Origin of the sequence: Bacillus aerolatus (assembly GCF_009183655.1) — a bacterium.
In the GTDB taxonomy this organism is placed as follows: Bacteria; Bacillota; Bacilli; order Bacillales; family Domibacillaceae; genus Pseudobacillus; species Pseudobacillus aerolatus.
Genome location: NZ_WEIO01000001.1, coordinates 267,755 through 287,443, shown reverse-complemented (window position 1 = coordinate 287,443; position 19,689 = coordinate 267,755). Strand labels below are relative to the sequence as shown.

The 19,689-nt window shown below is 44.9% G+C and carries 23 protein-coding genes and 1 other annotated feature; of the genes, 9 read left to right on the top strand and 14 right to left on the bottom strand.

All coding sequences use genetic code 11. The annotated features are described in order from the left end of the window. Positions 1-32: 32 nt before the first annotated feature. The gene (locus F9802_RS01515; protein ID WP_152149378.1) at positions 33-590 is read right to left on the bottom strand and encodes an NUDIX hydrolase; all 558 of its coding nucleotides are present in this window, start codon (positions 588-590) and stop codon (positions 33-35) included. Positions 591-713: 123 nt separating this feature from the next. Between F9802_RS01515 and F9802_RS01510 the strand changes: the two genes are divergently transcribed. After that, positions 714-1,634 (top strand): aldo/keto reductase, encoded by a 921-nt coding sequence (locus F9802_RS01510; protein ID WP_152149377.1) that lies wholly within the window; start codon positions 714-716, stop codon positions 1,632-1,634. 29 nt (positions 1,635-1,663) lie between these two features. On the opposite strand, the gene F9802_RS01505 is transcribed toward F9802_RS01510, so the two are convergent. Continuing rightward, on the bottom strand, positions 1,664-1,918 hold the full coding sequence (locus F9802_RS01505; RefSeq protein ID WP_152149376.1) for a DUF3886 domain-containing protein: 255 nt from the start codon (positions 1,916-1,918) through the stop codon (positions 1,664-1,666). A 122-nt stretch (positions 1,919-2,040) separates the two neighbouring features. Between F9802_RS01505 and F9802_RS01500 the strand changes: the two genes are divergently transcribed. Further along, positions 2,041-2,958: an alpha/beta hydrolase gene (locus F9802_RS01500; protein WP_152149375.1), complete on the top strand. Its 918-nt coding sequence runs from the start codon at positions 2,041-2,043 to the stop codon at positions 2,956-2,958. A gap of 42 nt (positions 2,959-3,000) precedes the next feature. Here the strand turns inward: F9802_RS01500 and F9802_RS01495 are convergent, their stop codons facing one another. After that, positions 3,001-3,318, bottom strand: coding sequence for an iron-sulfur cluster biosynthesis family protein (locus F9802_RS01495; RefSeq protein WP_191991726.1), 318 nt, complete (start codon positions 3,316-3,318; stop codon positions 3,001-3,003). A gap of 92 nt (positions 3,319-3,410) precedes the next feature. Between F9802_RS01495 and F9802_RS01490 the strand changes: the two genes are divergently transcribed. Together F9802_RS01490 and F9802_RS01485 are read left to right on the top strand one after the other, a co-directional pair. After that, complete coding sequence (locus tag F9802_RS01490; RefSeq protein WP_152149373.1) at positions 3,411-3,626, top strand: CDGSH iron-sulfur domain-containing protein; 216 nt, start codon at positions 3,411-3,413, stop codon at positions 3,624-3,626. A 59-nt stretch (positions 3,627-3,685) separates the two neighbouring features. Further along, a complete protein-coding gene (locus tag F9802_RS01485) occupies positions 3,686-3,865 on the top strand; it encodes a YqzH family protein (protein ID WP_152149372.1) in 180 nt (59 codons plus the stop codon). Between the two features lie 3 nt (positions 3,866-3,868). On the opposite strand, the gene F9802_RS01480 is transcribed toward F9802_RS01485, so the two are convergent. Together F9802_RS01480 and F9802_RS01475 are read right to left on the bottom strand one after the other, a co-directional pair. After that, complete coding sequence (locus F9802_RS01480) at positions 3,869-4,660, bottom strand: SDR family NAD(P)-dependent oxidoreductase (protein ID WP_152149371.1); 792 nt, start codon at positions 4,658-4,660, stop codon at positions 3,869-3,871. 15 nt (positions 4,661-4,675) lie between these two features. Further along, the gene (locus F9802_RS01475; RefSeq protein WP_152149370.1) at positions 4,676-5,647 is read right to left on the bottom strand and encodes an MBL fold metallo-hydrolase; all 972 of its coding nucleotides are present in this window, start codon (positions 5,645-5,647) and stop codon (positions 4,676-4,678) included. A gap of 221 nt (positions 5,648-5,868) precedes the next feature. Continuing rightward, positions 5,869-6,086: a binding site (T-box leader), on the top strand. A gap of 63 nt (positions 6,087-6,149) precedes the next feature. On the opposite strand from F9802_RS01475, the gene proC reads away from it, so the two are divergent. Beyond that, entirely contained in the window at positions 6,150-6,977 is an 828-nt protein-coding gene (gene proC, locus F9802_RS01470) for a pyrroline-5-carboxylate reductase (protein ID WP_152149369.1), read from the top strand. Between the two features lie 71 nt (positions 6,978-7,048). Continuing rightward, positions 7,049-8,065, top strand: coding sequence for an NADPH dehydrogenase NamA (gene namA / locus F9802_RS01465; RefSeq protein ID WP_152149368.1), 1,017 nt, complete (start codon positions 7,049-7,051; stop codon positions 8,063-8,065). Between the two features lie 80 nt (positions 8,066-8,145). Here the strand turns inward: namA and rnz are convergent, their stop codons facing one another. Together rnz and F9802_RS01455 are read right to left on the bottom strand one after the other, a co-directional pair. Next, complete coding sequence (gene rnz / locus F9802_RS01460; protein ID WP_152149367.1) at positions 8,146-9,060, bottom strand: ribonuclease Z; 915 nt, start codon at positions 9,058-9,060, stop codon at positions 8,146-8,148. Positions 9,061-9,079: 19 nt separating this feature from the next. After that, the gene (locus tag F9802_RS01455; protein WP_152149366.1) at positions 9,080-10,315 is read right to left on the bottom strand and encodes a DNA polymerase IV; all 1,236 of its coding nucleotides are present in this window, start codon (positions 10,313-10,315) and stop codon (positions 9,080-9,082) included. Positions 10,316-10,749: 434 nt separating this feature from the next. On the opposite strand from F9802_RS01455, the gene F9802_RS01450 reads away from it, so the two are divergent. Beyond that, positions 10,750-12,165, top strand: coding sequence for an APC family permease (locus F9802_RS01450; RefSeq protein WP_152149365.1), 1,416 nt, complete (start codon positions 10,750-10,752; stop codon positions 12,163-12,165). Continuing rightward, positions 12,140-13,465 carry an aminotransferase family protein gene (locus F9802_RS01445; RefSeq protein ID WP_152149364.1) on the top strand — a complete coding sequence of 442 codons (1,326 nt, stop codon included), beginning with the start codon at positions 12,140-12,142 and terminating at the stop codon, positions 13,463-13,465. Before F9802_RS01450 ends, F9802_RS01445 begins: the two co-directional genes overlap by 26 nt. A 48-nt stretch (positions 13,466-13,513) precedes the next feature. Here F9802_RS01445 and F9802_RS01440 read toward each other — a convergent pair whose 3' ends face one another. The 5 genes from F9802_RS01440 to mce all read right to left on the bottom strand — a co-directional run bounded on the left by F9802_RS01440 (position 13,514) and on the right by mce (position 17,664). Continuing rightward, entirely contained in the window at positions 13,514-13,822 is a 309-nt protein-coding gene (locus F9802_RS01440; protein WP_152149363.1) for a DUF3870 domain-containing protein, read from the bottom strand. Between the two features lie 36 nt (positions 13,823-13,858). Beyond that, positions 13,859-14,338, bottom strand: coding sequence for a chemotaxis protein CheW (locus F9802_RS01435; RefSeq protein ID WP_152149362.1), 480 nt, complete (start codon positions 14,336-14,338; stop codon positions 13,859-13,861). A gap of 103 nt (positions 14,339-14,441) precedes the next feature. Beyond that, positions 14,442-15,566, bottom strand: coding sequence for a M20/M25/M40 family metallo-hydrolase (locus tag F9802_RS01430; RefSeq protein WP_152149361.1), 1,125 nt, complete (start codon positions 15,564-15,566; stop codon positions 14,442-14,444). 119 nt (positions 15,567-15,685) lie between these two features. Beyond that, positions 15,686-17,254, bottom strand: a complete 1,569-nt coding sequence (locus F9802_RS01425; RefSeq protein WP_225435103.1) for an acyl-CoA carboxylase subunit beta — start codon at positions 17,252-17,254, stop codon at positions 15,686-15,688. Further along, the gene (gene mce, locus F9802_RS01420) at positions 17,251-17,664 is read right to left on the bottom strand and encodes a methylmalonyl-CoA epimerase (RefSeq protein WP_152149360.1); all 414 of its coding nucleotides are present in this window, start codon (positions 17,662-17,664) and stop codon (positions 17,251-17,253) included. Before mce ends, F9802_RS01425 begins: the two co-directional genes overlap by 4 nt. Positions 17,665-17,843: 179 nt before the next feature. Between mce and prli42 the strand changes: the two genes are divergently transcribed. Beyond that, positions 17,844-17,939: a stressosome-associated protein Prli42 gene (gene prli42 / locus F9802_RS01415; RefSeq protein ID WP_152149359.1), complete on the top strand. Its 96-nt coding sequence runs from the start codon at positions 17,844-17,846 to the stop codon at positions 17,937-17,939. Between the two features lie 36 nt (positions 17,940-17,975). On the opposite strand, the gene F9802_RS01410 is transcribed toward prli42, so the two are convergent. Together F9802_RS01410 and F9802_RS01405 are read right to left on the bottom strand one after the other, a co-directional pair. Continuing rightward, a complete protein-coding gene (locus F9802_RS01410; RefSeq protein ID WP_152149358.1) occupies positions 17,976-18,965 on the bottom strand; it encodes an aromatic acid exporter family protein in 990 nt (329 codons plus the stop codon). Between the two features lie 173 nt (positions 18,966-19,138). Beyond that, positions 19,139-19,576, bottom strand: a complete 438-nt coding sequence (locus F9802_RS01405) for a BrxA/BrxB family bacilliredoxin (protein WP_152149750.1) — start codon at positions 19,574-19,576, stop codon at positions 19,139-19,141. Between the last annotated feature and the right edge of the window lie 113 nt (positions 19,577-19,689).

Sequence of the window (19,689 nt, the reverse complement as noted above, 5' to 3'; positions counted from 1 at the left end):
AAGAGATTATGATAGAAAAGCGGAAGGCGCTTTTATTCTGTCAGCGCCTTTTGCAGCTGCAAATATTGAATCGCATACGCTGTTTTCGCATCCCAGATCCGCTGGTCTTCCAAAAGTTTTTCCGCTTCTTCCAGCGTCACTTCCATTAACTCTACAAATTCATCTTCATCCGGCATCAGGCGCTCTTCTTTTTGCGTCAGCCCTTCCGCGATATATAAATAAACGATTTCATCCGCAAATCCCGGTGAAGTATAAAAGGATTGCAAAAGCTTCATGTTTTGGCAAACATAACCGGTTTCTTCTTCCAACTCCCGGCGGGCCGTTGCTTCTGGCCCCTCTCCTTTTTCGAGCTTGCCGGCCGGAATTTCCACGATGGACCGCTCAAGCGCTTTCCGATACTGCTCAACAAGCACGATCTTCCCTTCATTCGTCAAAGCAAGTATCGCCACAGCACCGGGGTGTTTGATGATTTCCCGCTTTGCCTGCTTGCCATCCGGCAGCTCAACGCCATCCACTTGCAGCTGAATCACTTTGCCTTCGAATATAATGTCAGTGCCTATTGTTTTCTCCTCAAATTTCTTCACGCTCATCGCTCCTTTTCTCTGTTCTCTCCCATTCAGTGTAACACAGCTGGCGGCACAGGAAAAAACAGACAGATCATTTGTCGAAAAGGTTGTTTATTCGCTATGATGAAAAAGAAAGGAGTGGGTAAATTGAAGAAAAAAACGCTTGGGAAATCTAATATACAAGTAAGTGAACTGGCCCTCGGCGGGATGTCGCTCGGAACAGAAGAAAAAACAGCACGAGCTATTATAGAAACGGCTCTTGAAGAAGGAATCAACTATTTTGATACAGCCGATTTATACGATTTCGGTCTTAACGAAACACTCGTCGGCACTTTTTTAAAGCCAGTGCGGGAAAAAGTGATTATTGCTACAAAAGCCGGGAATCGATGGGAAAAAGGAAAAGAGGGCTGGACGTGGGATCCATCAAAAGCGTACATAAAAGAAGCGGTGAAAGCCAGCCTGCAGCGCCTGCAGACGGATTATATTGACCTTTACCAACTTCACGGCGGTACGTTGGACGACCCGATTGAGGAAACAATTGAAGCGTTTGAAGAGTTAAAAAAAGAAGGACTAATCCGCGCGTACGGCATATCCTCCATCCGTCCGAACGTCATTCGGGAATTTATTGCCCATTCATCCATTGACAGCGTCATGATGCAATACAGTCCGCTTGATCGCCGACCGGAAGAAGAAGCTCTCCCACTTCTTCAGGAACACGGCATCAGCATGGTTGCCCGCGGTCCGCTCGCAAAAGGGCTGCTGAGCACGAATTGGCGTGAGAAAATAAATAAGTTTCATGAAAAAGGGTTTCTTGATTATTCTGCTGCTGAGTTGAGCGAGTTGCTGAACGGGCTGGAAAACAAGCTCTCAGACAGCCGCACGCTAAATGGTCTCGCTCTCCGCTACATTCTCCAGCATGAAGCAGTGTCCTCTGTCGTTGCCGGTGCCAGTTCAGTCAGCCAGCTGAAAGAAAATGCCCGTGCTGTCAAAGAAGCAGCGCTGTCAGCAGAAGAGTTTGAACTCGTTCAAACTTTAACAAAAGCGAATCAATATGAACAGCATAGATGAAAAAAAGGCGGCCATTTACGGCCGCTTTCTCATTTGAACTTTTTCCAGTCCATGCTGCTTTCATTTAACAGCTCTTCAAAGCTTTTATTTCTTTCACGCTGGCGCCGTTCTTCCCGCTTTTTCTGTTCGGCTGCGGCTTGTTTCTCTTCTTCTTCCGCTTTTAGTTTCTTTTGCTTTTCTTTCAGCTGTTCAAGAACGCCCGCGTTCAGCGTGTCTTTCAATGTCAGCTGATCTTGTTTTTCCTGCGGTTTTTCATTTACTTTAGACTGCTTTCTCTTTTTCATAACCCCTGCCCTTTCCTTCTCTGTATTTCTTTCATTTTACATGGGAGAAGGCTGTTTATTCAAATGATCTTTCTTTTCAGAAGTGGTACACTGAAAAAAACAAAAAATTGAGGTGTCAATGGATGAAAAAATGGATAGCCGCAATCGGTTCCGCTGTGGCCTTGACAGCTGCAGCCAGTTTTTATTTATCGAGCCGCGTCTTACATATGAGAAAAAAAGAAGAAGAACTGATTCATCGGCGCGAAGTGAAGGCAAAGCGGCTCGACATAAATAAGTATGAACAGCTGCCAAAAGAAGAGGTGTGGGTGGACTCCCCTTTCGGCTATCAGCTGAAAGCTATTTTTGTCACTCCTCATCCAGGCGGCCCGTACATGATTTTCTGCCACGGCGTCACTGAAACGAAAACAAATTCGATTAAATACATGAATTTGTTTTTAGCACGCGGATTTAACGGTATTATTTATGACCACCGCCGTCATGGGGAGTCGGGAGGCAATACGACGAGCTACGGCTATTATGAAAAAGATGATTTGCAGGCCATTGTCAGCGAATTGATCCGCCGGGAAGGAGATAATGTCTCTTTTGGCATTCACGGCGAATCGATGGGTGCGGCGACGACGCTGTTGTATGCCGGAACGATTGAGGACCGGGCCGATTTTTATATCGCAGACTGTCCGTTCTCCGACTTCCGCGCTCAATTGGCCCACCAAATGAAACGAGAAATTAAAGCAGCTCCCCGCCTGCTTGTACAGTTAGCTGACTGGGCTGTTTTTATGCGCGGCCGCTTTCGCCTTTCACACATTTCGCCGCTGGAAGCAGTCAAGCACATTCAACACCCCGTCCTCTTTATCCATAGTGAAGAAGATGATTTTATCCTTCCCGACATGACGAAGGAATTGTATAACCATAAAAAAGGACCGAAAGATATTTACCTAGCACGAAAAGGCACCCACGCCCAGTCTTATAACGAAGATCCAGCAGCATATGAAAAAGCCATCGACCTCTTTTTAGAAAAATATTATTTCCATAAAGAAAATTGAACCCCCGCTCTTGAAAGATCCGGAAGCGGGGTCTTTTTGCCCTTATTGCTTTTTGATCACATTCATCCGCCCGTTTAAAATTTCTTCCGGACTGCTTAACCGGTACTGATTCGAACCCGATACATCAATCGTCAGCCTATCTGCATAAAATAACATTTGTGCCTTTTCCACAAGCACCGGCATTGCGTTTGTCTGTATTTCCACATCACCTGCTGACGGCTCATCCACAATCCATAACACAGGAATGCCGTTTACCCCGCAGCCGCATCCTTCCGTGTCATAGTAAAGCTTTAACAGCTTGCCGCCTTCCAGCTTTGTTGCCAGCCTTTTTGCCGCTTGTTCTTTTATATGAATATCCACATTAACCTTCTCCTTTTCGAGGGGGATATTGCTTTTTATCCCTTTTCTTTATACTATCAAACTGTGTCAATGATAAGAGAGGGGATAGAATAATGTCAAAAGCACAAATTAAAGTAATGGATAATGGTTCATTTAAGGTGTCAGGAGACGTGGAGCTTATCGATATGGATGGGAACGTATTTGAAACGAAACCTGTATTTTCCCTGTGCCGCTGCGGACTGTCACAAAAAATGCCATTTTGCGATGCTTCCCATAGAGGTCAGTTCGATTCTTGTGTCCGCGCAGAAAAAATGGTAAACGAAAAATAAGAAACACGGGCAGCCGGCATTGGCTGCCCGTGTTTCTTATTCATCGTGGAGATACAATCGTGTATAAAAAAATGATTAAACATTGTCTAATGCAATACGACTTTGAGGCAGAAGGGCAAGAAGCAGAAAATATATACAAAGAAATCATACACCGGGTCCAAAAACGCCAAGCAGCGGACGACGGAGAGTTGTACGAACTCATTGAAGATGAGGTGTATGAATTTATTACGAGTGCTTAGTGTCTATTTTTTAAAAAACGCTTTGCGGCCGAGGCGCTCCACGGTGCGCGGAAACAGCGTATAAATGAGACTGCCGGCGTTCATCCATTTCGGCAAGTTGATTTCCCTTTTGTTTGTACCCATCGCTTTAACAACTTCCTGTGCTACCTTTTCCGGCTTCAGCATCCATTTAGCTACATTTTTAGCGTATGAGCCGGATAGATCGGCCGTCGTAAAAAACTCTGTTGCAATCGGCCCCGGATTAACCGCGGTGACATAGACGCCGTCGCGCGCCATTTCCATCCGCAGACTGTTCGTGTAGCCGAGAACAGCATGTTTCGTTGCAGCATACACACTTGATTTAGGTGTAGCCATTTTGCCGGCTTGGGAAGCAACGTTAATAATGTGTCCGGATTTTCGAGCTTTCATATGTGGGATAGTCATTTGCGTGCAGGAAATCAGCCCGAGCACATTCACCCGAAACATCGCTTCCGTCTCTTCCCATTTGGCTTCGTGCGCTTCATTAAATACGCCGAAGCCTGCATTGTTGACGAGAACATCAATTTGGGGAACATCTTCTAACAAGTGAGAAAATACCTTTTCCACTTCTGCTTTTTGACTAATATCCACGGAATAAATGTGCACGTCAGCAGAAAATGCAAGACTGAGACTCGCCTTTACTGATTCCAGCCGTTCCAGGCGGCGGGCAAGTAAAACGAGCCGGGCCCCTTCTGCCGCCGCCTGTCTGGCAATTTCCACTCCGAGACCGCTCGAAGCCCCGGTAATCACGATCGTTTTTCCTTGCAAACGGCTCATCTTACCTCCTCCTTTCTACAGCGGAAAATAAAAAAGACTTCCTCTGTCGTCCTGCTGCACACCCGCTTCTCCGATATCAAGCAAATAGTCCAGCTGGCCGACAGTTTCTGACATCGTTAAGCCCGTTTCTCTTTTATACACAGCAGGGAAAAGACGGACACATACTTCAAAAGCAGTGAGCGGCTTTTCTCTCAGCATTTCTTTTACAGACATAGCCCGCTCGTGCTGGCGCTCGAGCCGGCGGGTAATGAGCGGCACGATGTTTCTCACTTCTGTTCCATGGCCTGTGTATACAATATCAACAGGGAGTTCCATCGCTTTTTTCAATGAGTGATTGTATTGCAACTGCGGCTTCGGCCGGTCTTCCCCCGGGATGAGCGGCGGCTCGAGAAGCGGGTTGGACGAAATCGTCGCGAGTATATGGTCGCCGGCGATCAACGTACCGTCTTTTTCCCGAAGGAACGCAAGATGGCTTTGGGCATGGCCTGGCATTTCAAATACGCGCCAGTCTCCAAGCCCCGGCAGCCAGTCTCCTTCTTGTACAACTGTTGTCAATTTGCTATTTTCACTGCTGAACTTTAAAGGCGACTGAATTTTTCTCAGCATCGGCTCAGCTTCCGGCGGCAAGCCGCACTTGAAAAAGAGATCGCGGAAAAAAGAATCGTTTTCTTTTAAAAATTCTTCGTCTCTCGTCAGCCAGTTTTTACAATAACGGTGCCCAATAATATCGATATCTTCAGGAAAAAAATCGAGCAGACCAATGTGATCAGGATGATGGTGAGTAAGCACGACTTGCTCAATATCATCCAGCGTATAGCCAGCCTCCCCTAAACCTGAAACGAACGCTTCAAATGACGCGGCCGTTTTCACGCCTGCATCAATAAGTGTCAAACGATCTCCTTTTATTAAAAAAACATTTACATCCCCGACCGGAAAAGGTGTGGGCAATGTAATTTTTACGATATCGCCAAACTGTTCTGTATTCATAAACTAAACACCTGCCTATGTATTAATGAACATATCTTTATTTTAAAAAAATAATGTCTCCATTAATTTTAGCGGTTGAACAGAAACTTGTCATTATTTTCACACAATAAACCTAGAAAATTGAGCTTCCTTTTTTATTTTTCTCTTGACAGACAGGCTGACTATTCTTCATAATCACATATAAATAAAACATCTTTAAGTAAAAATTCTAAAAATATATCAAAGAAGCGATGAAGAAGGATTAGTAAATAAAAAATGGTGCAAGAGAATGGAGTTCGCTGGCTGAAAAGCTCCATCACCCGCTTTTTTATTGAACCTGCCTTATGAGCCTTTAGGAAAACCTAAACGCGGCCCCGGCGTTAATGGGATCAAAGTGTGCGGAAAATCGATCCGCAAACAAAGGTGGTACCACGGAAGCAGACACCCTTTCGTCCTTTAACAGAGGACGAAAGGGTGTTTTTTTATGTACCATCATACATTCACATCCAAGGAGGACTATCAGATGAAAACAACATTTATCGGCGCAGGCTCCATGGCAGAAGCGATTATTTCTGGAGCGATATCAAGCGGCGCCTTAGCCGCCAGCGACATTTATACGACAAATAAAGCAAATAAAAACAGGCTGGAAGAACTCAAAACACGTTATGACATCCACACAGGTTATAATACAGCGGAAATGCTTACAAACAGCGACATCATCGTTCTGGCAATGAAGCCAAAAGATGCGGCAGAAGCAATCCGAAAGATAAAAGCTCATGTCTCGCCAGCTTCTTTAATCATTTCACTGATGGCTGGAGTCACGATTGATTTTATCGAGCAAGAAACGGGCCAGCCTTGCGCAGTCGTCCGCGCGATGCCAAATACGTCCGCGGCTGTCGGAAAATCGGCGACAGCGATTGCCCTCAATGAATACGTCTCGGAACAGCAAAAAATGGCGGCGCTCGCCCTCTTCTCTTCAATCGGGTTAACAAAAGTCGTCAAAGAAGAGCAGCTTGATGCCGTCACCGGGCTTTCTGGAAGCGGTCCAGCTTACATTTATTATGTAGTGGAAGCGATGGAACAAGCGGCCGAAGAGGTTGGCCTTGAAAAGGAAACAGCGAAACCGCTCATTATCCAGACGCTTCTCGGCGCAGCAGATATGCTTTCTATTACAAACGGAAAAGCGGAACAGCTTCGCAAAGCCATCATGAGTCCCGGCGGCACGACAGAAGCAGGCATCCGCGTTTTAGAAAATGCGAAGGTAAAGGAAACATTCGTCGAGTGCATCATTGAAGCCACCGCTCAGTCAAAGCGGCTCGGCCTGCCTTATCAAAGCCCGGTCAAGCGATAAGCCGATCATTTTGGCTTCAGAAAAAGTCTTGTTATAATAGAGCTCGACAGTAACTGAAGGGGGATTCTTTTATGGCAAGAAAGTTGTTTCAAAATTATACGATCAAAGACCTCACCTTAAAAAATCGGATTGTTATGTCGCCGATGTGTATGTATTCCGCAGAACAAGACGGAAAAGTAACGGACTGGCACCTCGTCCATTATCCAGCCCGCGCTGTCGGTCAAGTTGGATTAATTATAGTGGAAGCCACCGCCGTCACTCCTGAAGGCCGCATTTCTGAAAATGACCTCGGCATTTGGAGCGACGATCATACAGAAGGATTCAAAAAGCTCGTGCCTTTAGTCAAAGCACACGGGGCAAAAATAGGCATCCAGCTGGCGCATGCCGGGCGCAAATCTGAAGTCAGCGGGGAGATCGTTGCGCCCACTGCACTGGCATTCGATGAAACAATGAAAAAGCCGAAGGAAATGACGAAAGAAGATATTGATCGAACCGTAAAGGCATTCGCTGACGGAGCCAGACGAGCGAAAGAAGCGGGATTTGACCTTATTGAACTCCACGGGGCACACGGTTATTTAATCAATGAATTTCTCTCCCCGCTCACGAATCACCGGGAAGATGAGTACGGCGGCAGCGAAGAAAACCGGCTGCGCTTTTTAACAGAAGTCATTGAAGCAGTAAAAAACGTTTGGGACGGCCCGCTGTTTGTGCGTGTCTCAGCAAACGATTACCATGAGAACGGATTAACTGCCGATGATTACAGCGAAATCGCCAAACATCTGAAAGAAATGGGCGTTGATTTAATAGATGTTAGTTCTGGAGCCGTCGTGCCGGCGAAAATTAATGTCTTCCCTGGTTACCAAGTAAAACTGGCGGAAACGATCAAACACGGAGCAAATATCCCGGTTGGAACTGTCGGCATGATCACTTCCGCTATGCAAGCAGAAGAAATTTTGCAAAACGATCGGGCCGATTTAATCTTTATCGGGCGTGAACTGCTGCGGGACCCGTACTGGCCGCGCCAAGCAGCAAAAGAATTAAGAACAGAGCTCGGAGCACCTAAACAGTACGAACGAGGCTGGAGATAAGACAAAAAGGATGACCTAATGGAAAAGCGCCTGGCACTTTTCTGTTGGGTCATCTTTTTTTGTTGTTTAAGAAATTCTATTTAAACGGAAAACTCCATTAAGTCAGAAGCAAGAGTAACCGGTGTAAAAATCGCTTCTGCTTCCTTTTTCAAGTTGTCCGCTTCTTCTTTCGTATACCTTGAGCTGATATGGTTGAGAATAAGCACTTTAACGCCTGCCTGCCGGGCGATTTCCGCAGCCTGGGCAGTAGTTGAATGAAAGTAATCATGAGCCATTTGCGGATTGTCTGCTGAAAAAGTGGCTTCATGAATGAGCAAGTCCGCTTCTTCGGCAAGAGCAACAGCGGCGGCGCAAGGCCTCGTATCCCCAAGTACAGTAATCGTTTTTCCTTTTTGCGGAGGTCCCATGTATTTATCAGGGATAATCAGACGGCCATCTTCAAGCGTAACAGACCGGCCTGATTTAATTTCTTTATATAAAGGCCCGGGAGGCACGCCATCTTTTTTCAATTGATCGACGAGTAACATTCCCGGCTTGTCTTTTTCTTGAATGCGGTATCCGTACGAATCGATGCCATGCTCAAGCCGGCGGGTCTCCACTGTCATTTGACCATCTTCAAAGACTAGCCCCTCCTCTATTTCTACAACATCAAGTTCGTACTGCAGCCTCGTCCCGCTCACATTCAGGCATACGTGGACAAATTCTTTTATCCCTTCTGGCCCATACACGGTAAGCGGCAGCTCTCCTCCTTGAAAAGAACGGCTGCCAAGCAGGCCGGGCAAACCAAAAATATGGTCGCCATGCAAATGAGTAATAAAGATTTTCTCGATTCGCCGCGGTTTAAGGGAGGTATGCAATATTTGATGCTGAGTCGCTTCCCCGCAATCAAACAGCCAGACGGCTCCCCGTTCATTCAACATTTTCAGCGCTAACGAGCTCACATTTCTTATCTTTCCTGGCATGCCGGCCCCGGTTCCTAAAAATAAAATATCCATCTTATCCACTTCCTTAAACTTAAAAATTTTGGCCGGAGTCCGCTTCTTTGTCAGCCAGCCCTTTTTCATCCGCCTTCATTCCTTGCTGAATAATGTCTTCCCCATACTTTTTGCGTATTTCTTTTATCGCTTCAAGCAGCGGTTCTTTTTTGACAGCCTGCTCGTATGAAAATAAATCAAGCTGCACATTCGCCCGGTCCCTTTCTATCAAATCGTGCATCGTGACACCAAGCAGCCGGACACCGTTTCCATTCCAGTGCTTTAAAAATAAACTTTTTGCTTCTGCCATCGTATCTTCCGCTTTTTCTATAGGGCCCGCAAGCTTCTTGCTGCGCGTAATCGTTTGCCAGTCTTTATAACGAATCATGAGAGTAACAACTGTTCCAAGCACGTCTTTTCTTTTCATACGAGCAGCCACTCTTTCAGAAAGCTTTTGCAGCACATCCAGAAGCACCTGCTGCTTCGTTTCATCTCTCGGCAGCGTAATCGACTGCCCTATACTTTTAAATTCATTAGCGGCTTCTGGATCAACTTTACGGCTGTCTGTGCCATTGGCGCGCTCTCTCAGGCGTATGCCTCTAATGCCTAATCGATTTTTAAGCAAATGAATGTCCGCATTCGCTAAATCGCCGATGGTCGAAATGCCGGCAGCGGACAGCTTGTCTGCTGTTTTCTGTCCGATCCCGTGCATTTCGACCACGGACAGCGGCCATAAAATGTTTTGCACATCCCTCTTTCTTAATACGGTAATACCGAGCGGCTTTTTCATATTTGACGCCATTTTAGCGAGGAATTTATTAGGAGCGATACCGATACTGCAAGGCAGCATCAGTTCACTGAGAAGCTGCTGCTGAATCGCTTCTGCAATATTTACCGGCTTCCCGAGTGAATGGCTATTTGTTATATCCATATATCCTTCGTCAATGGATACCGGTTCCACGAGCAGAGTATATTGCTGCAAAATACGAAACATTTCTCTAGAGGCCTGGCGGTACCGGTCAAAGTTAGGCGGCAAAATAATTAAATCTGGACACAATCTTTTCGCTTCCCAAACAGTCATCGTTGTTTTCACGCCAAACTCCCTCGCTTCATAACTGCACGTGACGACTATTCCCTTTCGCTCTTTCGGATTGCCGGCGATGGCAAGGGGCTTGCCTTGTAAAGAAGAGTCATGAGCGATTTCTACTGAAGCATAAAAGCTGTTCATGTCCACATGCAGCACAACACGCCCGTTTTTCGGATAGAAACTTTTCATCTCATCCACTTCCTATTGTTATTCTAATAAGATTGATTTTCTTTATTATACTATACATCGCAAAAGAAAAAAGAACACCCATTCCCCCTCAGAAAGTCAGTTTCTGCTTCTTTTTTTATTTATTTATTATAATAATTTCGATAATTTGTTTACAAATTATTCGTAATATTATAAACTGACATTAACCAAAACCGCACCTATCGATGAATTTGACAACTCAGCAGGTTTTCATTCAATTTATAAAAACTGTTCAGTCTGCTCACTTTTCCTTCCAGAATTGTTCCAGCAGTCAAGAAGCCAGTCTGTTCCATCCGTTGTAATACACGGATCGAATCTTGCTGGCTTTTATTATGTCAAAAAAACAAATTATTCAAAAAAGAAAGTAAATAGGCGCGGATTGGAAAGGTTCATGCATTTATAGGAGGTCATACACAATGGAAAAACAGCAAGACTTCAACAAAGTATTATCCAGGCTTGACGTACTCGTCCTTGCTTTCGGCGCTATGATCGGCTGGGGCTGGGTCGTCTTATCAGGCGACTGGATCTTAAAAGCCGGTTCCATTGGCTCGATTATCGCCTTTCTTCTCGGCGGTGTTCTCGTCATCTGTGTAGGTTTAACGTATGCAGAAATGACGACCGTTTTTCCAAAAACCGGCGGAGCCTATCATTTCCTCAAAGAAACGATAGGAGTAAAAGCGGCATTTATCGTTGCCTGGGCACTCTTGCTCGGCTACATTTCTGTCGTAGCATTTGAAGCAGTTGCCTTGCCTACAGTAGTGGAATATATCTTTCCAAACTACCAGAAAGGCTATTTATGGACGCTTGCCGGCTGGGATGTCTATTTTTCTTGGGCAGCTATCGGAATGGCCGGTTCTATTATCGTTACGATCATTAACTGGATTGGCGTAAAACAAGCAGCCTTTTTACAAATTGTCTTAACTTTGCTATTAACAGCGATTGGATTAATGCTTGTGTTTGGCGCCACATTTGGCGGCGGGGAAATCCAAAACATGGATCCTTTATTTGTCGGTGGAGCAGCAGGTGTGATGGGTGTGATGATCATGACTCCTTTCCTGTTTGTCGGTTTTGACGTCATTCCGCAAGTCGCGGAAGAAATGAACATTCCGATGAAAGCGATCGGCAGAATTATTATTTTGTCTGTCAGTTTTGCCGTATTGTGGTATGTTTTAATTATCTATGGTGTGTCATTAAGCTTGGGGCCGGATGAGTTAACGAATTCAAGCTTGGCCACTGCAGATGCCATGGGCGCCGCTTTCGGATCGCCGCTGTTCGCAAAAATATTAATTCTTGGCGGGATTGCCGGTATTTTAACGAGCTGGAATGCTTTTATTATCGGCGGAAGCAGAATTATGTATGCGATGGCACAGGATGGCGCGCTGCCGGCTTGGTTCGGCAAGATTCATCCGAAGTATAAAACACCTGCCAATGCTATTTTAGTGATCGGGCTGCTCTCGACTCTCAGTCCTTTGCTTGGCCGGCCGGCACTCGTCTGGTTTGTAGACGCCGGTGGACTTGCGATCGTGCTTGCTTACTTTATGGTATCCATTGCTTTCCTTTGGCTTCGCAAGAATAAGCCAGAATTAGCACGTCCGTTCAAAGCCGGCAAAAGCAGTTTTATCGGCTGGGCATCTTTAATTTTAACCGTAGGCTTTATTATTTTGTACATGCCTGGCATGCCTTCTGCGCTGATTTGGCCTTATGAATGGATCATTACCCTTGCCTGGTGGGCTGTTGGTTTTTATTTCTTATTTAAAAAATCTTCTCCGGCAACACCGGAACTATCAAACGATGAGGTGACGAAAAATGACAGTACAAGAAACATTAACTAATCAATTAGCGGAGCTTGATAAAAAATACTTTATTCATCCGACATCTTCTATTAAAGAACAGCAGGAAAACGGTCCGGCGATTATTTTCAAAGAAGGAAAAGGCATCTATTTAACTGACATTAACGGTAAAAAATATATTGAAGGCATGGCGTCACTTTGGAATGTCAATGTCGGCTATGGGCGAAAAGAACTGGCGGAAGCAGCAAAAGAACAATTGGAAACCCTTCCATTCGCTTCAAGCTTCGCTACGTTCAGTAATGAACCAGCTATTCGTCTCGCTGCGAAAGTCGCTGACATGGCGCCCGGCGATTTAAATGCGGTCTTCTTTACATCAGGCGGTTCGGAATCAAACGATACATCTTATAAACTCGTCCGCCATTATTGGAAAATAAAAGGACAGCCGAATAAAACGAAAATTATTGCCCGTGAAAGAGCTTACCACGGCGTGGCTGTCGGTTCTACGAGCGCAACAGGCATTAAAGATTTTCATCATATGACTACATCTTTGGCAACAGGCTTTGTGCATACAGAATCTTTTTCTCCAGATGCTTTGCGAAAAACGATTGAAGCAGAAGGTGCTGACACAATTGCAGCATTCATCGCAGAACCAGTTCAAGGAGCTGGAGGAGTAAACATCCCTCAAGATGGTTATTTCCAGGAAATTCGCCAAATCTGTGACGAGTATAACATTTTACTTATTGCTGACGAAGTCATTACAGGCTTTGGCCGCACAGGAAAAATGTTTGCCTGTGAGCATTGGGGAATCGTGCCTGATGTGATGCTTCTTGCAAAAGGCATTTCCAGCGGTTACATTCCGCTCGGTGCCGTTGTTGTCCGCGATCATATTCACCAAGATTTTATTAAACTATCAGAAGGCACACTTTTACACGGCTTTACGTACAGCGGCCACCCAACTGCTTGTGCAGTCGGTTTGAAAAACATTGAAATTCTTGAAAGAGAAAACCTCGTTCAAAATTCGAAAGAGATGGGCGCACTTCTTCACGAAAAACTAAAAGCGCTCCAATCCGAAACAAACATTGTAGGAGAAGTTCGTTTCCTCGGCTTAGTCGGTGCGCTGGAAATTGTGAAAGATCAAGAAACGAATGAACGCTTCTCACAAAAGCTTGCTCCGCAAATCATCACAGAAGCAAGGAAGCGCGGACTTATTTTGCGCACAGTCGTTTTTGGCGACTCGGATACAATTGTATTCTCGCCGCCGCTCGTCATCAATGAAGAAGAAGTAAATGAACTTGTCAGCATTTTAAAAGAAGCTATTTTAGAAGTTCAGAAAACTGTTTAAGAAAAAAACGCGAAGCTAATAGCTTCGCGCTTTTTTTCTGTTATGTGATTAACTATTTACTTGCTGGTATTGCTTATATAAGTCTTTCAATGCTGATTCCAGGGCATTGCCTGCTTTTCCTAAATAGCGGGTGCGAATTTCTTCCAGCGGCTCTTCCAAGCCATCCTGGAGGCTGTATCCTTTCAGCAGCGAAGAAAAATAGGTGCGGGCGTGTTCAGTAGCCAATGTACAGGAAGCTTCGATAATCACGCCGTATTTACGGTCCACTTCCGCAGTAATTGTGATGGTTTCATACAGGCTTTTGGCAGCCATCCCACCAGGCAGCCTTGCATGCCCGGCAACTATGAGCGTCTTCATGTCGATTCTCTCCGTTCTTGCGTCAAACAGCAAAATTTAAGTTGACGATACTTTGTTCTTACTCATGTAATCTTGTATATCTTTCATCCCTTCAAGCGAAGACACTAAAATATCCGGATTAATGACCGTTACGAGCCTTTCTGAAAAAGCGGCTACTCCTGTGAAATATTTTGTCTTTTCGTAAGCAGCGAGCCCCATCTGCTTTAATGACTCTTGCGGAATGTCAATAATTTCTTTTGCATCCTTCACTAAAAACCCTGCCGGCAACGAATGAGTCTGTACGACGAGCAGCCGCGCTTCTTCAACCTCAACCAGGGGCTGGTTATAAAGAACTGCTTCAACATCAATAACTGGTACGAGCTCTTCCCTGATTTTTGTAATTCCCTTCATGTAAAGAGGCATGTGAGGGATCGGGTTAATAAAGTCTACTTTCTCGATTGAAATCACTGATTCGATCGGAACAGCGTACTCTTCCCGGCCGCTTTCAAAAATAACGGCTTTATTTACTGTTTGCACAAAAACTCCCCCTTTTGGCTATTTTTTCTTCTACTGTACCACAAGGAGAAGGTAATAGACAAAAAGACCGGTTTCTTCTTTAAAGAACGACCGGTCTTTTTGTCTACTCTGTTTCAGCCGTAATAGCTACAATGGCTACAGCCATTTCCGCGAGCTTAACTAATTCTTCAATCGGCATTCTTTCATTTTTTGTGTGTATTTCTTCATATCCGACAGCTAAATTCACTGTTGGGATGCCGAAGCCGGCAATGACATTCGCATCGCTGCCGCCCCCGCTCGTTAAGAGCTCACTCGGGCGCCCGATTCGCGCGGCTGCTTTTTTCGCGATTTCTACAACGTAGTCCCCATCGCCAAATTTAAACCCGGGATACATGACTTCGACTTCCACTTCTGCCCGTCCATTCATATGAGCCGCTGTTTGTTCAAATGCTTCTTTCATCTTTGCTGTTTGTGCTTCCATTTTGTCCGCAACGAGCGAGCGGGCTTCTGCTAAAATATTGACATAATCGCACACGATGTTTGTCGCCTGTCCGCCTTCAAAACGGCCGATATTAGCTGTTGTTTCTTCATCGATCCGGCCAAGCGGCATTTTGGCAATCGCTTTCGCTGCGATTGTAATAGCGGATACTCCTTTTTCAGGCGCGACACCGGCATGGGCTGTTTTCCCAAAGATTTCAGCTTTAATTTTCGCCTGCGTTGGGGCTGCGACGATAATATTGCCTACGGTGCCATCACTGTCGAGTGCATAGCCGAACTTGGCTTTAACAAGAGAAGGATCGAGCGCCTTCGCTCCGACAAGTCCTGATTCTTCTCCCGCCGTAATAATAAACTGGATCATGCCATGGCTATAATTTTGTTCCTTTAACACTTTGACCAGCTCTAACATCGCTGCCAGGCCCGCTTTGTCATCCGCTCCAAGGATCGTCGTTCCATCTGTGACGACATAGCCGTTTTCAATGCTTGGTTTGACGCCGGCACCCGGTACGACTGTATCCATATGAGACGTAAAGTAAATCGGGTCCACTCCATCCTTCGTTGCCTCAAGTGTGCAAATTAAATTACCAGCTCCGTGACCCGTTTTGGCAGCGGAATCATCTTCATAAACATGGACACCAAGCTCTTCAAATTTACTTGTCAGTACTTTCGCAATCGCTGCTTCCTGTTTCGTTTCCGAATCGATTTGAACAAGCTCAAGAAATTCATTTAGTAACCGTTCCTTGTTGATCATTTTATGTACCTCCCTGCAATTTTCCCATTTTCAGTATACTCTTTCCGATGTCCTGTGCCAAATATTTCATGTATTGAAATACCCATCCGGCAAGCAAACAAAGCCAGATGGGTAAGGGATTAAAGAGGAATGTTGCCGTGCTTTTTCTTCGGACGTTCCTCTTTTTTCGTTCTCATCATTTCAAGTCCCTGAATCAACTTAATTCTTGTCTCGCGCGGGTCGATCACATCATCCACCATGCCGCGTGCCGCGGCTACGTACGGATTGGCAAACTTCTCACGATATTCTTCGATCTTTCTCGCTCTTGTCTCTTCCGGGTTGTCACTGTTCGCTATTTCTTTCGCAAAAATAATATTGGCTGCGCCTTGTGGACCCATGACCGCAATTTCGGCATTTGGCCAGGAGAAAACTAAATCTGCGCCGATCGATTTACTGTTGAGAGCCACATACGCTCCTCCGTAAGCTTTTCGTAAAATAACCGTAATCTTTGGAACTGTCGCTTCCGAATAAGCGTATAAAATCTTTGCCCCGTGACGAATAATGCCGCCGTGCTCCTGCTTGACACCTGGAAAGAAACCGGAAACGTCTTCAAAAGTAATAAGCGGAATATTAAACGAATCACAAAAGCGAATAAAACGGGACGCCTTATCAGAAGAGTCGATGTCAAGCCCGCCTGCCATAAACTTCGGCTGGTTGCAGACGAGACCAACGACTTCTCCCTTGATGCGGGCGAAACCGACAACAATATTTTTGGCAAACTCTTTTTGCACTTCCATAAACGAATCGGCATCAACTACTTGCTCGATAACCTTTCTTACATCATAAGGGCGCAGTCCGTCGAAAGGTACGACATCTGTAATGTCTTTACAATAATCATCTTCTAAGGAATACTCAGTAATTGGCGCTTTTTCTTCATTGTTTTGCGGTAAATAGCTTAACAATGCACGGACCATTTCGAGCACTTCTTCTTCAGAGCTTCCCCGGAAATGAGCATTGCCGCTAATTGCATTATGTACTTTTGATCCTCCGAGATCCTCGGAAGAAATCTTTTCTCCTGTGACCGTTTCAATCACTTTTGGGCCGGTGATAAACATCTGGCTCGTTTTATCCACCATAAACACAAAATCCGTGATCGCCGGCGAATAAACGGCCCCGCCCGCGCATGGACCCATAATCACTGAAATTTGCGGAATCACACCCGAATAAATGGCGTTCCGGTAGAAAATATGGCCATAACCATCCAGCGAAACGACACCTTCTTGAATACGCGCACCGCCTGAATCGTTCAAGCCGATAAAGGGAGCACCATTTTTCGCCGCCAAGTCCATCACATTCGCTATTTTTTTGGCGTGCATTTCTCCGAGGGCGCCGCCAAAAACAGTAAAATCCTGAGAAAACAAGTAAACAGGGCGTCCATGTACTTTCCCATATCCTGTTACGACACCGTCGCCCGGTCCTTTCACATCTTCTAAACCAAAATATGTACTGCGGTGTTCAATAAACGGATTGATCTCGACGAAGGTATCCGGATCAACGAGCAGATCAATTCTCTCCCTAGCAGTCAATTTTCCTTTTTCGTGCTGTTTTTCAATTCGTTCATCTCCGCCGCCAAGCTCTACTTCCCGGCGTCTGTCGTACAGCTCATTAATGCTTGTGAAAATATCTGGGGTTGTCATTATTTCCTTCATTCTCCTTCCGTCTTGCTCTTATCGCACAGCTCAAATAAAACACCGTGTGTTGACTTTGGATGCATGAAAGCGACTTCCGCTCCGCCTGCACCAAGCTTCGGCGTTTCATTAATCATTCGAATACCATTTTTTTTAATTTCTTGAATGCGCTCTTCAATATTCTGCACTTTAAATGCGATATGATGAATTCCCTGGCCCCGTTTTTCAATAAATTTGGCGATAGCGCTTTCATTATTCAACGGTTCCAGCAGTTCAAGCTTTACATTGCCGGCATCAATAAAAGCCACTTTTACTCTTTCAGAAGCCACTTCTTCCGTTTTCATGTGCACAAGCCCGAGCTGTTCCGTATAAAAACGCATCGTTTCTTCAAGTGAACTGACAGCGATGCCAATATGGTCGACAGCATTCAATGTGATGACCTCCCTTTTAAAAAAGTCCCAAACACTTTAGTTTTCGATAAAAATAGTGAAATCCCTTCTTTTTTGCTGCTTTTCCTTCAGCAATTCAGCTTGAGATTTTAAGCAAAAGCCGCTATGATAAAAGAAATAAAGAATCTTCTCGAGATGAAAAAGGAGCGTTAGAGGCTTTAATGAGAAATAAAATTGTTCAGAAAACGGTTATTTATATTATGCTCGTAACGATGCTCGTCTCTACTTTGTTTTTTGGGTTATCCATGTTTTTATAAAACTTGCCAAAAAGAAGCCTGCGCCTGTTCACACTTTCAGGCGCGGGCTTCTTTTTTTTGCCCGGCTGGTTTCTCTTTTTTCAGCCCTTTAAAGGAGCTTTTTATGAGTAAATATTGCTCCATCTCTTTAATGAATTGAAACAGTGCCGCTCGTGCTTCAAATTCTTCTCGAGTGGCCGGCAAGCCCATCCGGTCAATCTCTGCTTTCAAATCGTATAATTTCTGCAAATGAACCAATGCCGTATTGCCCGGATGGATACGGGCGCTTAGAATATCCATAAAATCTGCAAGCACAACCGCTGCCTTTACTTGGTGCGAGATGGAAGTGACAATCCCTAAAATCCGCTCGATAATATCAAATTGTTTTTCTCTCATGAGGAAGTAACTATAAAACAGCGTGTTATCTTTCAGTAAATGATTCTCCACATTTCGAAAAGCAAGCGTCTTTCCTTCTTTCAGCAGTTTCTCTGTTTTAATAATTTCCTTTCCGTCCCACATATGATCTTTATTCCGCAAATAAAGAGCGATTTCATGAAAGATCGTTGTAAAGTTCTTTTCAATTTCTTCCTGCAGGCTGTACAGCTTTTTTTCCGCGCTCGGCATGTATAAATTCATAAAAAGAGCGACACCAATTCCGATCGTAATAATGCCGAATTCATTCAACACGAGCTCTTTTGTTACCTGACCGGCCGAAAAAATATGCAGGATAATAACGCTGCTTGTGATAATCCCTTCTTTTAGCTTAATGGCTACAAGCGTCGGAATGAAAAACAACAGCAGCAAGCCAATGACGGGCGCATAATACCCGATGCCTTCAAAAAATAAAAACGAAAAGACCATCGCCACTGCGCAGGCAAGAAAACGGCTCCAGGCGGCTTGCAGCGACTTTTTCTTCGTATTTTGAATACATAAGATCGTAATAATACCGGCCGACACAAAGTTCTCGAGCCCTGCCCATTGAGACAGCATAATAGCGGCGGCGGTTCCAATTGCTGTTTTCGCCGTTCGATACCCAATTTTAAACATAATCGTCTCCTGAACTTAAAAATTAGCTGCAGCGTAAAAAAAGAGACTGGCCCCACAAGCGAGAAAAGCAAGGCACTTCCACTCCTAGATATAGTATAGAATAAATGATAAAATACTATATTTTGGTGAGTGAAGGAGCCAGGCACTTATGGGGCAGCCTCTTCAATTAGTTGTTAAACTTCTTCGCAATATTCTTCAAAAGCGTCTTGAAGCTTTTGCACAACGGACATCGGATCATGCCCTTCGATTTCATGACGCTCCACCATCGTGCAAATCTTGCCGTCTTTCAAAAGAGCAAACGATGGGGAGGACGGCGGATAACCAACAAAATAGCTGCGTGCTTTCGCTGTAGCTTCTTTATCCTGGCCGGCAAAGACCGTCACGAGGCGATCCGGACGCTTGTCGCTATGAACAGAGTGGGCAGCAGCCGGACGGGCAATGCCACCCGCACAGCCGCAGACAGAGTTGATCATCACAAGTGTTGTTCCTTCTTTAGCAAGCGTTTCTTCCACCTCTTCCGGTGTTTGAAGCTGTGTATATCCAGCGGCTGTGATTTCCTCACGGGCCTGGCGAACGACATCGTTCATTAAAAAGTTAAAATCCATATTCATCATAACCACTCCTTTTCCCACTTTCGTGTATTCTTATGATAAGACAATCACCAAATGTTTTCAATTAAACACTTTTAATTTTTTGTTTATTTATGTTTTAAAATCTCTCAGTG

Bases quoted from the DNA above. Each gene is read 5' to 3' on its own strand.
- F9802_RS01515 (WP_152149378.1), bottom strand. From the start codon at position 590: ATGAGCGTGAAGAAATTTGAGGAGAAAACAATAGGCACTGACATTATA.
- F9802_RS01505 (WP_152149376.1), bottom strand. From the start codon at position 1,918: ATGAAAAAGAGAAAGCAGTCTAAAGTAAATGAAAAACCGCAGGAAAAA.
- F9802_RS01500 (WP_152149375.1), top strand. From the start codon at position 2,041: ATGAAAAAATGGATAGCCGCAATCGGTTCCGCTGTGGCCTTGACAGCT.
- F9802_RS01490 (WP_152149373.1), top strand. From the start codon at position 3,411: ATGTCAAAAGCACAAATTAAAGTAATGGATAATGGTTCATTTAAGGTG.
- F9802_RS01480 (WP_152149371.1), bottom strand. From the start codon at position 4,660: ATGAGCCGTTTGCAAGGAAAAACGATCGTGATTACCGGGGCTTCGAGC.
- F9802_RS01475 (WP_152149370.1), bottom strand. From the start codon at position 5,647: ATGAATACAGAACAGTTTGGCGATATCGTAAAAATTACATTGCCCACA.
- proC (WP_152149369.1), top strand. From the start codon at position 6,150: ATGAAAACAACATTTATCGGCGCAGGCTCCATGGCAGAAGCGATTATT.
- namA (WP_152149368.1), top strand. From the start codon at position 7,049: ATGGCAAGAAAGTTGTTTCAAAATTATACGATCAAAGACCTCACCTTA.
- rnz (WP_152149367.1), bottom strand. From the start codon at position 9,060: ATGGATATTTTATTTTTAGGAACCGGGGCCGGCATGCCAGGAAAGATA.
- F9802_RS01455 (WP_152149366.1), bottom strand. From the start codon at position 10,315: ATGAAAAGTTTCTATCCGAAAAACGGGCGTGTTGTGCTGCATGTGGAC.
- F9802_RS01450 (WP_152149365.1), top strand. From the start codon at position 10,750: ATGGAAAAACAGCAAGACTTCAACAAAGTATTATCCAGGCTTGACGTA.
- F9802_RS01445 (WP_152149364.1), top strand. From the start codon at position 12,140: ATGACAGTACAAGAAACATTAACTAATCAATTAGCGGAGCTTGATAAA.
- F9802_RS01440 (WP_152149363.1), bottom strand. From the start codon at position 13,822: ATGAAGACGCTCATAGTTGCCGGGCATGCAAGGCTGCCTGGTGGGATG.
- F9802_RS01430 (WP_152149361.1), bottom strand. From the start codon at position 15,566: ATGATCAACAAGGAACGGTTACTAAATGAATTTCTTGAGCTTGTTCAA.
- F9802_RS01425 (WP_225435103.1), bottom strand. From the start codon at position 17,254: ATGAAGGAAATAATGACAACCCCAGATATTTTCACAAGCATTAATGAG.
- prli42 (WP_152149359.1), top strand. From the start codon at position 17,844: ATGAGAAATAAAATTGTTCAGAAAACGGTTATTTATATTATGCTCGTA.
- F9802_RS01410 (WP_152149358.1), bottom strand. From the start codon at position 18,965: ATGTTTAAAATTGGGTATCGAACGGCGAAAACAGCAATTGGAACCGCC.
- F9802_RS01405 (WP_152149750.1), bottom strand. From the start codon at position 19,576: ATGAATATGGATTTTAACTTTTTAATGAACGATGTCGTTCGCCAGGCC.